Origin of the sequence: Streptomyces sp. NBC_00414, from assembly GCF_036038375.1 — a bacterium.
Lineage (GTDB): Bacteria > Actinomycetota > Actinomycetes > Streptomycetales > Streptomycetaceae > Streptomyces.
In genome coordinates this window covers 8192834-8205127 of sequence record NZ_CP107935.1, presented here as the reverse complement: position 1 = coordinate 8205127, position 12294 = coordinate 8192834, and the positions used below count along the sequence as shown (strand labels likewise).

At 71.0% G+C, this 12294-nt stretch carries 11 protein-coding genes; 2 read left to right on the top strand and 9 right to left on the bottom strand.

What is annotated here, in order from left to right; translation table 11 throughout:
• The first annotated feature begins 176 nt into the window (after positions 1-176).
• Positions 177-1037: a 3-hydroxybutyryl-CoA dehydrogenase gene (locus OHS59_RS35670; RefSeq protein WP_328497463.1), complete on the top strand. Its 861-nt coding sequence runs from the start codon at positions 177-179 to the stop codon at positions 1035-1037.
• Positions 1038-1240: 203 nt separating this feature from the next.
• Positions 1241-1498: a hypothetical protein gene (locus OHS59_RS35665; protein ID WP_328497462.1), complete on the top strand. Its 258-nt coding sequence runs from the start codon at positions 1241-1243 to the stop codon at positions 1496-1498.
• Positions 1499-1519: 21 nt separating this feature from the next.
• On the opposite strand, the gene OHS59_RS35660 is transcribed toward OHS59_RS35665, so the two are convergent.
• The 9 genes from OHS59_RS35660 to rpmI all read right to left on the bottom strand — a co-directional run bounded on the left by OHS59_RS35660 (position 1520) and on the right by rpmI (position 12236).
• Positions 1520-2065 (bottom strand): NUDIX hydrolase, encoded by a 546-nt coding sequence (locus OHS59_RS35660; RefSeq protein ID WP_328497461.1) that lies wholly within the window; start codon positions 2063-2065, stop codon positions 1520-1522.
• A gap of 187 nt (positions 2066-2252) precedes the next feature.
• Positions 2253-3593 carry a transcriptional regulator gene (locus tag OHS59_RS35655; RefSeq protein WP_328497460.1) on the bottom strand — a complete coding sequence of 447 codons (1341 nt, stop codon included), beginning with the start codon at positions 3591-3593 and terminating at the stop codon, positions 2253-2255.
• Positions 3594-3973: 380 nt separating this feature from the next.
• The gene (locus OHS59_RS35650) at positions 3974-5149 is read right to left on the bottom strand and encodes a PP2C family protein-serine/threonine phosphatase (protein WP_328497459.1); all 1176 of its coding nucleotides are present in this window, start codon (positions 5147-5149) and stop codon (positions 3974-3976) included.
• Positions 5150-5444: 295 nt separating this feature from the next.
• Positions 5445-7946 (bottom strand): phenylalanine--tRNA ligase subunit beta, encoded by a 2502-nt coding sequence (gene pheT / locus OHS59_RS35645; protein ID WP_328497458.1) that lies wholly within the window; start codon positions 7944-7946, stop codon positions 5445-5447.
• Positions 7946-9088 carry a phenylalanine--tRNA ligase subunit alpha gene (pheS, locus tag OHS59_RS35640; protein WP_328497457.1) on the bottom strand — a complete coding sequence of 381 codons (1143 nt, stop codon included), beginning with the start codon at positions 9086-9088 and terminating at the stop codon, positions 7946-7948. Before pheS ends, pheT begins: the two co-directional genes overlap by 1 nt.
• 202 nt (positions 9089-9290) lie before the next feature.
• Positions 9291-10436, bottom strand: a complete 1146-nt coding sequence (locus tag OHS59_RS35635) for a sensor histidine kinase (RefSeq protein ID WP_328497456.1) — start codon at positions 10434-10436, stop codon at positions 9291-9293.
• A gap of 124 nt (positions 10437-10560) precedes the next feature.
• On the bottom strand, positions 10561-11403 hold the full coding sequence (locus OHS59_RS35630) for a TrmH family RNA methyltransferase (RefSeq protein WP_328497455.1): 843 nt from the start codon (positions 11401-11403) through the stop codon (positions 10561-10563).
• A gap of 159 nt (positions 11404-11562) precedes the next feature.
• The gene (gene rplT, locus OHS59_RS35625) at positions 11563-11946 is read right to left on the bottom strand and encodes a 50S ribosomal protein L20 (RefSeq protein WP_024494113.1); all 384 of its coding nucleotides are present in this window, start codon (positions 11944-11946) and stop codon (positions 11563-11565) included.
• 95 nt (positions 11947-12041) lie between these two features.
• Positions 12042-12236 carry a 50S ribosomal protein L35 gene (gene rpmI, locus OHS59_RS35620; RefSeq protein WP_073499621.1) on the bottom strand — a complete coding sequence of 65 codons (195 nt, stop codon included), beginning with the start codon at positions 12234-12236 and terminating at the stop codon, positions 12042-12044.
• Between the last annotated feature and the right edge of the window lie 58 nt (positions 12237-12294).

Here is a 12294-nt window from a genome sequence, read left to right as displayed (position 1 = left end):
CCAAACACAGTGGGTCCGCCTGGTCACGGACCGTCCACCTGGCACAGCATGCCCGACCCGGCCCGCCGAACGTGGACAGATCCGGAGTAACGTGCGTGGCGGCGGCAGGTACCGGACAACGGATACCTGCCGGCCCCATGACAGTGAGAGCGGACAGTGAGAGCGAAAGGGACGATGTGACCGACATCGAACGCGTCGGAGTGGTGGGCTGCGGCCAGATGGGAGCGGGCATCGCCGAGGTGTGCGCCCGCGCCGGCCTGGATGTGAAGGTCGCCGAGACCACTGGTGAGGCGTTGGAGATTGGCCGGACCCGGCTCTACAACTCACTCTCCAAGGCCGCCGAGCGCGGCAAGATCTCCGAGGAGGAGCGGGACGCCACACAGGAGCGGCTCTCCTTCACGACGGACCTCGGCGAGTTCTCCGACCGCGATCTGGTGATCGAGGCGGTCGTCGAGAACGAGCAGGTGAAGACGGAGATCTTCCAGGTGCTCGACCAGGTGGTGGTCCGGCAGGACGCGATCCTCGCCTCGAACACCTCCTCCATCCCGCTGGTGAAGCTCGCCGTCGCCACCTCGCGCCCCGACCAGGTCATCGGCATCCACTTCTTCAACCCGGCCCCGGTGCAGAAGCTCGTCGAGCTGATCCCGGCCCTCACCACCTCCGAGGGCACCATCAGCCGGGCGCAGTCCCTGGTGGAGAAGATCCTCGGCAAGCACGCGATCCGCGCCCAGGACCGCTCGGGCTTCGTGGTCAACGCGCTGCTGATTCCCTACCTGCTCTCCGCGATCCGGATGTTCGAGTCCGGCATGGCGAGCCGCGAGGACATCGACAACGGCATGGAGCTGGGGTGCGCGCACCCGATGGGTCCGCTCAAGCTCTCCGACCTCATCGGCCTCGACACGGTGGCCTCGGTCGCGTACTCGATGTACGAGGAGTACAAGGAGCCGCTGTACGCGGCTCCGCCGCTGCTCCAGCGGATGGTCGACGCGGGGCGTCTCGGGCGGAAGTCGGGATCGGGCTTCTACACCTACGGGTAGCACCCGGATACGGCTACTCTCCGTATAAGTGCTGGCCTGTGCGGACCCGGCTCTCTTTTGAGGGCCGGGTCCGCCGCATTCACACACCGTGTGCGCGCTGGGCTCGCATATGCCCCTCGCACACGCTCCCCACGCACCCACCAGGCCTGTTGACTTTCCGTGCACATGTAAGGGATGTGACGACTACAGAAAGGAGCGGACACGTGACCGCCGACCCGGAGCATCCCGTGGTCCGAGGAGAAGTCGCAGAGTTACGGCGCCGTCTCGACGTGGCACACGCCACCGTCGAGGGGTGCATGACTCTGCTCAGTCATCGCGCCGAACAGACCGCCAAGGAGATCGACGACCTGAGCACGCGGGTCATCGCTCTCGAACACACCCGCTGGCCGCTGCGCGCGGTCGCGGTCGTCACGGCAGTGGGCGCGCTGGCCGTGGCGGTCTGGCAGGCTCTGGGCCACTGAGCCCGTGGACGCGGTGGGGGATCAGGGCACGGCGTCCTGCCCGAGCCTCAGATGGTGCAGCAGGAGCAGCGCGGCTGCCATGTTGGCGGCCGGAACCTCACCGCGGGCGACCATGTCGGGAGCAAGCTTGAGAGGAACCCATTCCCGGCGGTCCGACTCGAAGTCGTCCACAGGATGCCCGATGTACGCGCCTTCGTCGGCCCAGTAGATGTGGTGCCGGGCGTCGGTGAGCCCGTTCGAGGGCTCGACGCTCATCAGATGGCGCAGAGGTCCCGGTCGCCACCCGGTCTCCTCCTCCAGTTCGCGGGCCGCCGCGACGGCGATGTCCTCTCCGTCCTCGACGACGCCCGCGGGAAGCTCCCATCCCCAGCTGTCGGTGATGAAGCGGTGCCGCCACAGCAGAAGCACCTCGTTCGCCTCGTTCACGACAGTGGCCACGGCGACGGGCCGCAGCCGGATTAAGAAGTGATCGAGATGTCGGCCGTCCGGCAGTTCGACATCTGCGAGATTGACGCTGAACCAGCGATTTGCGTACACGATTTGTTCGTTCTGTTTCGTCCACTGCACTTTTCTGCCACCTTCCGCCGAGTAGATGGCAATATCGCAGCAGGAGCGACCGCACAGCAGGCGCGCGGTGGGCCACTCGCAGCGCAGCGGTAGGCACGGCGGAGGGACAGTCGTAGGCGCAGGGCCGGCCGGCCCGGGGGCTCGGGGCCCCCGGAAGCGGTGGGACGGCTTCGCGTGAAGGATTCTCCTAGAGCGGCACGCGCAGTGCTCCGTCGATGAGTTCGGCGGCCTCGGAGGTGCCCGCGCACCCGCTGGCCACCAGGTGTTCGCGTACCGCCCGCAGTCTGTCGCGCAGGCGCTGGGACTCCATCCCCCGTGCCCGTTCCGCCATCTCGACGGCGGTGACCACCGCTCTGTCGGCGTTCCCCTGGCGCAACTCGATCTGGCTGAGCATGGCGAGCCGGTGCACTCTGCCCCGGTCGTGCGCCGGGTTGTCCACGGCGGCCGCGGCGTGCTCCCGCGCGGCACTCAGGTCGCCGAGGCTCAACAGCGCCTCCGCCACCTGCACGTTGACCAGGCCCGGCTGGACATAGCCCGTCTCGTCCGGCTCGTAGCCACGCCGGATGCGGTCTGCGGCCTGCTCGGCACGCCGGATGCAGGACAGCGCGCTGCTGCCGTCACCGAGGTGTGCGTACGCCTTGGCCTGCATCGCGGAGAGGTCCGACGCGAGCGCCGGGGTGATGTGCCGTCCCGCTGCGCGCAGCGCGGCCTCGGCGAAGGCCACGGCCTGCCGGTGCTCACGCATGAACAGCGCCTGGTTGACGAGGAGCGCGATCACATAGGCGCCGAGTCCCCTGTCCCCGCTGGCCTTCGCGAGCCTGAGCGCCTGGTGGAAGTAGCGCTGGGCGAGCCCGTGCGCGTCGGAGTCGTACGCGCAGATGCCGGCGATCGCCACCAGGCCGCCGGTGGCACGGTGGAGCTGCCGGCCGGTGGCGTCGGTGTAGCTGCCCCGCAGCAGCGGCGCGGTCTCGGAGTTGAGGAACCCGACGATGCGGGTACGGGTCGCGACGCCACCCGCCTTGCGGTACATCTGCTCGTAGTGGGCGCGGGCGGCGCGCAGCATCTCGATGTCGGACATGCGCACGCGGTGCCGTCCGCCGCGCGAGACGTCCACGTCCTCCGGCGGGTTCTCCCACTCCCACACGGGCATCACGGCGGGCGTGCCGGTGACGGCGGGGGCGCCCAGTATGTGCGGGCGCTGCTGTTCGTCGGAGCGCCACAGCGCGGTGGCCCGCTCGACGAAGCCGGAGAGGGTCGTGCCGTGCGGGGTGGCCGGTTCGCCGGGCACTCCGAGGCCGATGTCGTCGAGCGTGACGGGCCGTTGGAGCCGGGCGGCGAGGACCTCGCAGATCAGGTCGGGCACCTGGCCGCGGGGCCGCTGACCCTTCAACCACCGTGCCACGGCGGTGTGTTCGTAGCGGAGTGCGAGGCCGCGCACCCGTCCTGCCTGGTTCACATGGGCCGCGAGTCCCGCGTGTGAGACTCCGGCCTCGTCGAGGATCGCGTCGAGCAGAGTGTTGGGCTGCATGAAGGCCATCCGATGGCTCGGTGCAGACGGTGCTGTTCAACCTAGCGCCTCCCCCTTCACACGGGGTGTGAACGGAGTGCCCGGATCCGGGCAGTACGCGCGCTGTCGCTCAGAGTTGTGAACCGGTTGACTGAAATGCCTCGCAAGAGGCCGGCCGGGCCGCCGGCTCCCCCTCGTACAGTGCGGCGGCCCGGAATTACGCCGTCCGCCCAGCTGCCTGCCCGACACTCCGTGGCGGGCGGACGGCTCCGCCGGGTTGTGCCGGGTGACTGGGCGTTGTCCGTCGGGTGCGGGTGTGTCGTGGCTGGTCGCGCCCACGCGGCGGAGCCGCACGTGCGACAGCCCCGCGTCGCTCAGGGGGCGCCCCCGGGGTGCCGCTCCTAAAGGGGTGTTGCCACTTGCTCGCGCTGTGACGTCGGGACCTGTGTCCTGCCGTTCCCCAGGACCAGGACGGCCACGTCGTCGGTCGGGAGGCCGTCCGCGTGGGCGAACAGTCGGGTGAAGACCGTGCCCAGTACCGCCTGTGGCGAGGTGGGGTGGGTGCGGGTGGCCTCGGTGAGCGCGGTGCGCAGCGGGAAGAACCGGCCTGCGCCGTCGCGGGCGTCCTCGACGCCGTCCGTGTAGAGGAACAGCGCCTCGCCGGGCAGCAGTCGTCCGCAGTGGACGACCGGCAGTTCGGCGGGGAGGGGGAACGCTCCGAGGGGAGGCAGCGGATCGCCGGGGCCGAGGTGCTCCACGCGTCCTCGTACATCGGTCGGCCCGCCGTCGGGGCGCAGCAGATACGGCCATGGGTGACCGCAGTTCAGGGCGCGCACCTCGCCGTCGCGGCCGATGTCCAGAAGCAGCACGGTCACGAACTCCTCGGCGACCGGGCTGTCGGGGGCGAGCCCGGACGAGGGGTGCTCGGCCTTCGCGCGCTCCCTGAGGTGCCGGCCCATGGCGCGCTCCAGTTTCCTCAGCACGCCCGGGAGTTCGGGTTCGTCGTGGACGGCCTCGCGGAAACTTCCCAGTACGGCGGCGACGGTCCCGATGGCGGCCAGCCCGTGCCCGCGGACGTCGCCCATCACGACCCGGACACCGTGTTCCGTGCCGATCACCTCGTACAGGTCTCCCCCGACGCTGGCCCCACGGTCCGCGGACACCTGGGCGGCGGCGATGTTCAGCCCCTCGACGCTCGGCGGCAGCGGGCGCAGGAGGACGCCCTGAGCGGCCCCCGCCACTCTGCGGATCTGCCGCAACTCCCGCAGCAGGCCTCGTCTGACGTGCAGCATCAGTCCCGTGCCGACGGCGAAGAACACGGCGCAGGTGACGATCCGCGCGCCGAGCCCGTTCTGCTGGGCGAGCGGGCACGCCAGCTTGTACGTGATCGCCACCGCGCCCCAGGCGGTGGGCAGCCCCAGCGCGAGCAGGCGACGCAGCCGCTGCCGGCCCCGGTCGAGGCGCCGGGCCTCGGCGCGGCCGAGCCGGCGGCGGGCGCGAGCCCTGGCGCGACCGAGTGTCAGGTGGTTCCCCCGGGGCCCCGCCCGACGGGGCACCCCAGCCTTGATACGGATCATGCCGACGGCCCCCCTAGGCCCTGTTCAGCGCAGGCACCGGCCACTTCGGCCGGGTCGATTCTGTCGACCGCACACCCTGCCCGACCCGGATCACCCACACTTGTCACCCAAAAGAGTGACTCCCCCACAAACACCACAAAGGACGCCCCCACAAGGAGGCGCCCTCAGCACTCAAGCGGCGCGGGAACCCGCGCGCCCGGCCCCCAAAGGGGCGCGGGGAACTGCGCGACCGGCCACGATGCACCCGCACCCGACCAGCGACCGCAGTCCCCCGCCACCACACCAACCAGCGGAGCTAACTCCGCAGAACAGCCCCCGTACGCGAGCCCGCGAGGGCAACCGCCGCATCCCGCGCGGCCGATGCCTCGTCCACGGTCAGCGTCCGATCACCCGCGCGGAAGCGCAACGCGTAAGCGAGCGACTTCCGCCCCTCACCGAGCTGCTCCCCCTCGTACACGTCGAACAGCCGGACGGACTCAAGGAGTTCACCCGCACCCTCACGCAGCGCGGCCTCGACGTCGGCGGCCGGGACGTCCCGGTCGACGACCAGCGCGACATCCTGCGTCGCGACCGGGAAGGCCGAGATGCGCGGCGCGACAAGCACCCCGGTGCCCGCCTGCTCCAGGAGATCGAGCTCGATCTCCATGGCGCAGCTGCGCTCCGGCAGATGCAGCGCCTTGACGACCCGCGGGTGCAGCTCACCGGCGTGGCCGACGAGCGTCTCCTCGCCGTTCACGCTCACGTACAGCGCTGCGCAGCGGCCCGGGTGCCAGGGAGCGTGCCGGTCGCCGCGCACGGTCAGTTCGACCCCGGCCTCGCGGGCGACGGTTCGCGCGGCCTCGACGGCGTCCGCCCAGTCCGCCGGACGGCCCTTGCCCCACCAGCCGGCCTGCTCACGGGCGCCCGCGAGGACGACGGCGGCACGGCGCGGCTGCCGCGGCAGCGCGGCGTCGATCCCGGCGATCTCCTCGTCGGTGGGGCGGCGGTCGACGGGCAACCGCCCGGCCGTCCCCTCCTCGCCGGTCGGCCGGAAGACCAGACCGGTCTCGAAGAGCGCCAGGTCGTGCGAGCCCCGGCCGTCGTTGCGCCGCAGCGCGCCGAGGAGCCCCGGCAGCAGCGTCGTACGCATCGCGGGCTCTTCGTCGGAGAGCGGGTTGACCAGCGTCACCACGGTGCGGCGCGGGTCGTCGTCGTCCAGGCCGAGCTGGTCGAGCACCTCGGTCCCGATGAACGGGTAGTTCAGCGCCTCCACGTACCCGGCGCCGGCCAGCGCGCGGCCTACCCGGCGGTGCAGCCGCTGCCGGTCGGTCAGGCCCAGGCCCGCGGGGGGCCTGGGCAGCGTCGAGGGCAGGTTCTCGTAGCCCTCAAGCCGGATGACCTCTTCGGCCAGGTCGTTAGGGTCCGTCAGGTCGGGCCGCCAGGACGGCACGGTGACGATCAGCTCGTCCTGCCCGTAGACGTCGCAGCCGACCTGCTGGAGGCGGCGTACGACGGTCTCGCGGCCGTAGTCGACGCCCGCGACCTTGTCCGGGTGGTTCGCCGGGATGGAGATGGTGTGCGGCGCGGACGGTGCGATGACCTCGGTGACCCCGGCGTCGGCGGTACCGCCGGCGAGGAGGACCAACAGGTCGACCGTGCGCTGGGCGGCGGCGGACGCGGCCTCCGGGTCGACGCCCCGCTCGAAGCGCTTGGACGCCTCGGAGGCCAGCTTGTGCCTGCGGGCCGTGCGCGCGATGGAGATCGGGTCGAAGTGCGCGGCCTCGACGACGACCTCGGTGGTGGTGCCCTCGGTGTCGTCGATCTCGGTGTCGGCACCGCCCATGACGCCGGCGAGGCCGATGGGCCCGCGGTCGTCGGTGATCACCAGGTCCCCGGCGTCCAGCGTGCGCTTGGCGCCGTCGAGGGTGGTGAGCTTCTCGCCCTGCTCGGCCCGGCGCACGCCGATCGCACCCTGGATCCGGGAGCGGTCGTACGCGTGCAGGGGCTGGCCGAGCTCCAGCATCACGTAGTTGGTGATGTCGACGGCCAGCGAGATCGGGCGCATGCCCGCCTTCTGGAGGCGGCGCTGCAGCCAGATCGGGGAGCGGGCCTCGGGCGACAGACCGGTGACGGTCCGCGCGGTGAAGCGGTCGCAGCCCTGCGGGTCGGCGACCTGGACCGGGTGCCCGAAGGCGTTCGGGCCCGGCACGTCGAGCAGTGCCGGGTCGCGCAGGTCGAGGCCGTAGGCGGTGGCGGTCTCGCGGGCGACGCCGCGCATCGACAGGGCGTAGCCGCGGTCGGGCGTGACGGCGATGTCGAGGACCTCGTCGACGAGGTCGAGCAGCTCGATCGCGTCCGTGCCGACCTCGTACTCGGGCGGCAGGACGATGATGCCGCCGCTGCCGTCGTCGCCCATGCCCAGCTCGTCGCCGGAGCAGATCATGCCGTGCGAGGTCTTGCCGTAGGTCTTGCGCGCGGCGATCGCGAAGTCGCCGGGCAGGACGGCGCCGGGCAGGACCACGACGACCTTGTCGCCGACGGCGAAGTTGCGGGCGCCGCAGACGATCTCCTGCGGTTCGCCCGTGCCGTTGGCGCCGCCGACGTCGACGGTGCAGAAGCGGATGGGTTTCTTGAAGCCCTCCAGCTCCTCGATGGTCAGCACCTTGCCGACGACGAGCGGGCCCTTGAGGTCGGCGCCGAGCCGCTCGACCCTCTCGACCTCAAGGCCGGCGGACACGAGCTTGGCCTGCACGTCGCGGCCGGTCTCGGTGGCGGGGAGGTCGACGTACTCCCGCAGCCAGGAAAGCGGGACCCGCATCAGATCTCCATCCCGAACGGCCGGGTGAACCGGACGTCACCCTCGACCATGTCTCGCATGTCTTCGACGTTGTGGCGGAACATCAGCATCCGCTCGATGCCGAACCCGAAGGCGAATCCGCTGTACTTCTCGGGGTCCACACCGCAGGCGACGAGCACCCGCGGGTTGACCATGCCGCAGCCGCCCAGCTCGATCCAGCCCTCGCTGGAGCAGGTGCGGCAGGGCCGGTCGGGGTTGCCGACGGACTCGCCCTTGCAGACGTAGCAGAGCATGTCCATCTCGGCGGACGGCTCGGTGAAGGGGAAGTAGTTCGGGCGCAGCCGGGTCTTCATGTCGGCGCCGAAGAGGGACCGGACCATGTGGTCCAGGGTGCCCTTCAGGTCGGCCATGGTCAGGCCCTCGTCGATGGCCAGCAGCTCGATCTGGTGGAAGACCGGGGTGTGCGTGGCGTCCAGCTCGTCCGTGCGGTACACGCGGCCGGGGCACACGATGTAGACGGGCGGCTCGCGGTCCAGCATGGCGCGGGCCTGCACCGGCGAGGTGTGGGTGCGCAGCACGACACCGGACTCGCCGTCCGTGCCCTTGGAGCCCTCGGCGCCCTTCGAGCCCTGCACGAAGAAGGTGTCCTGCATCTGCCGGGCCGGGTGGTCCGGGGTGAAGTTGAGGGCGTCGAAGTTGAACCACTCCGCCTCGACCTCGGGGCCCTCGGCGATCTCGTATCCCATGGACACGAAGACGTCCGCGACCCGCTCCATCATGGTGGTCAGCGGGTGCCGGGCACCGGCCGGTACGCGGTCGTGGGGCAGCGTGACGTCCACGGCCTCCTCGACCAGCACCCTGGCGTCCCGCTCGGCCTCCAGTTCGACCTGGCGGGCGGCGAGTGCCTTGTTCACCGCGCCGCGGGCCTGGCCGACGAGCTTGCCGGCGGCGGCCTTGGCGTGCGGGGGCAGGGCGCCGATCTCGCGGTTGGCGAGGGCCAGCGGCGAGGCGCCACCGGTGTGGGCGACCTTGGCCTCCTGGAGCGTGTCGAGGTCACCGGCGGCGGCGAAGGCGGCGAGCGCCTCGTCCCGCATGCGCTCGATCTCTTCCGGTTTCAGTGCCTCGACCTCAACAGGGTCGTACGACTTGTTCGGTGCCGACATCTCTTCCCGTGCTTCCGATTGGTTGGCCGACGGTCCCCGTCGCGACTCGTGGGACGTCGTGTCCCTGAAGCCCTGTCCCTGAAAACTGAAAAGGGGACGCAAAGGTGCCAAAGGCCGAGTCTAACGGGGGTGAGCGCCCGGCTCGGACGCCTGGTCCGGGCCGGGGCGGGTGTGCGGATGCGCCCGTGGGGCCGCTTCGGCGTTACTGCAGATACGCCGGGGTGCCCACGGGCAGCGTAAATCGGAACTCCGCGCCGCCCTCGGGGGCGCGGCCGACGGTGATGGTGCCGCCGTGGGCTTCGACGATGCCCTTGACGATGTACAGCCCGAGGCCGGTGCCACCGCGCTTGCTGCCCCGCCAGAAGCGGGTGAAGACGCGGTTCATGGACTCCTCCGGGATGCCGGGGCCCTCGTCGCTCACCGTGACCGACGTGCAGACCTCCTCCCCTTCACGGGGGGACGGCGCGGGCTCTACGTCGATGGTGACGGTTCCCTCGCCGTGCCGCACCGCATTTTCCAGCAGGTTGCTGAGCACCTGGTCGACCTTGTCGGGGTCGGCCCACAGGTCGGGCAGCGGCTGCCCGATACGCAGCAGGAAGCGGTCGGCGGACTGGCCGGAGGCCACGTACGCCTGGATGTGGCGGCCGACGGCGGCGCCTATGTCGACGGGCTGACGGCGTACTTCGAGCCGCCCGGAGTCGATGCGGGAGATGTCGAGGAGCTCGGCGATGAGGCGGGTGACCCGGTTGGCGTCCGCGTCGACCGTCTCCAGCATCAGCTTCTTCTGGTCGTCGGTGAACCGTTCCCACTTGGCGAGCAGCGTGGCCGTGAAGCCCTTGACGGAGGTGAGCGGCGAGCGCAGTTCGTGGGCGACCGTGGCGATCAGCTCGGCGTGGCTGCGCTCGGTGCGGCGGCGGCCCTCGGTGTCGCGGAGCGAGACGACGACCCGGCGGACCGGGCCGAGGGGCCGCGCCCGCACGTACCGTGCCGTGACCAGGACCTCCCGGCCGCCAGGGAGCAGCAGGTTGCGCTCGGGCTGCCCGACGCGGATCGCGAGGCCGCCGTACGGGTCGGTCAGCTGCCACCAGCGGCGGCCTTCGAGGTCTTCCAGCGGCAGGGCCCGCTCCAGGTGGTGGCCGAGGGCCTCGGTGGCGGGGGTGGCCGTGATCCGGGCGGCCGCGGCGTTGAAACAGATCACCCGGCCGCGTTCGTCGGCGATCACGAGTCCGTCGGGGAGGTCGTCGGGGTCGATGCCGAGTTCCGCGGGATCGGCGTGCCTGGGCGCGGGAGCGCTCCGCACATCGTGTGCCCGCAGCGCGCTCTGCGCACCGCTCGTGCCGACACTCATCCCCGTACCCCACCTCTCGTCCGGCATCCGGGGGCAACCTCCCTGCTCAAGCGCAGCCGAGAGCTTGGGGGGTGAGTCCCCGGGCCCGTCACCCTACTAGCCCTGAGTGACGGAACGGACCCCCTCAGGGACGAGCGCGGTCGGCACGCTGCGCGCGAGCCGACGCGTAGAGACATACGGCGGCGGCCGTCGCGAGGTTCAGGCTCTCGGCCCTGCCGTGGATCGGTACGCGCACGACGGCGTCCGCCAGCGCACGTGTCTCCTCCGGGAGCCCCCACGCCTCGTTGCCGAACACCCAGGCGGTCGGCCCGCCCATGGTGCCCTGGTCGAGTTCGTCGTCCAGGTCGTCCTCGCCCGCGCCGTCGGCGGCCAGGATGCGTACGCCGGCGTCCCTGAGATCCCGCACGGCCTGCTCCACGGGCACGCCGACCGCGACGGGCAGATGGAAGAGCGAGCCGACCGACGCCCGTACGCACTTGGGGTTGTAGAGGTCGACGGAGGCGTCGGTGAGGACGACGGCGTCGGCGCCGGCCGCGTCGGCGCAGCGCAGGACGGTGCCCGCGTTCCCGGGGTCCCGCACATGTGCCAGTACGGCGACCAGCTTGGGCCGTGCCTCGACGATCTTCTCGAAGGGGGTGTCCAGGAACCGGCAGATCCCGACGAGTCCCTGCGGGGTGACGGTCGTCGAGATGTCGGCGATCACGTCGTCGTCGGCGAGGTGCACGCGGGCTCCGGCGTCCCGGGCCTCCCCCACGATGTCGGCGTACCGCTCGGCGGCGTCGACCGTGGCGAACAGGTCGACGAGCGCGGGCTCGCCGCCGACCCGGTGGGCGGCGGCCTCCCGCACGGCCTGGGGCCCCTCGGCGAGGAACAGCCGCTCCTTGCCCCGGAAGCTCCGCCTGGCGAGCCGCCGGGCGGCGGAGACGCGCTGCGAGCGGGGAGAGATCAGCTCGGGGCCGCTGGACATCGATTCACCTTCGGTTCACGGTCGAGGGCGGGACGTACCGCTTGCCGCGCGGGGAGGGGCGGCCCTCTCGAACAAAACACTCGAACAAAACAAATGTGGGCCCGCAGCCCTGAGGCAAGCGAGCCCACAAAGAGGTTCCGGCCGAGGCCAGCGCCAGTGTCACGCAGCCTTGGGCGCGTTGACGTCCGACGGCAGGGCCTTCTGCGCGACCTCGACGAGCGCGGCGAACGCGTTGGCGTCGTTGACGGCCAGCTCCGCGAGGATCTTGCGGTCCACCTCGATGTTGGCGGCGTTCAGACCCTGGATGAGGCGGTTGTACGTCATGCCGTTCTGGCGGGCCGCAGCGTTGATGCGCTGGATCCACAGCCGACGGAAGTCGCCCTTGCGCTTCTTGCGGTCGTTGTAGTTGTAGACCAGGGAGTGGGTGACCTGCTCCTTGGCCTTGCGGTACAGACGCGAACGCTGACCGCGGTAGCCGCTGGCGGCTTCGAGGATCGCCCGGCGCTTCTTGTGGGCGTTGACTGCCCGCTTGACGCGTGCCACTTGTTAACTCCTTGTAGCGGGGCCGTGGTGGTCGTCACACGGTCCGAAATCGATTGGGTCCCGGTCCTGACGTACGGCGCCGAGGCGCCGCGACGTCACTTGCCGAGAAGCTTCTTGATCTTCTTGGCGTCGCCCGGGGCCATCTCGGCGGTGCCGGTGAGGCGGCGCGTCACGCGCGACGACTTGTGCTCAAGCAGGTGGCGCTTGCCGGCGCGCTCGCGGAGCACCTTGCCGGAGCCGGTGATCTTGAAGCGCTTGCTGGCACCGCTGTGCGACTTGTTCTTCGGCATGGCGCCGTACTCTCCTCGTCGGTGGCGTTCCTGTGCCCGGTCGTCAAACCGGGCACAA